This is a genomic window from Blautia sp. DFI.3.45 (assembly GCF_020593505.1).
Classification (GTDB): domain Bacteria; phylum Bacillota; class Clostridia; order Lachnospirales; family Lachnospiraceae; genus Blautia_A; species Blautia_A wexlerae.
On record NZ_JAJDMI010000232.1, the window covers coordinates 1 to 255 of the forward strand.

The window sequence follows — 255 nt, forward strand, 5'->3', positions numbered from 1 at the left end:
ATGCGAAGACATTTAAGCGCGATGCCGAAGGATACATTCTTTGTCAGCTCGACGGGTCGCCGAAAGAAGGACAGGACTATGAATATTTAGGCTGTGTACAAGCTGACTGGCGAGGTGGCTGGAACACCGTGTTCCGTTTGGGTAATTTCTCCTTCTCTGTCATGTTCGACTTCCAGAAGGGTGGTAAGTTCTTCTCTCAGACATCCATCCAGAGTTCTGTAGACGGACAATCCGTCAAATCATTGGAAGGTCGTG

1 protein-coding gene is annotated in these 255 nt (G+C 48.6%); it reads left to right on the forward strand.

Annotated features, from left to right (window positions below; translation table 11 throughout):
* Positions 1-255, forward strand: a 255-nt coding sequence (locus LJE09_RS17705; RefSeq protein ID WP_227311641.1) for a hypothetical protein, incomplete at both ends; no start/stop codon positions are given.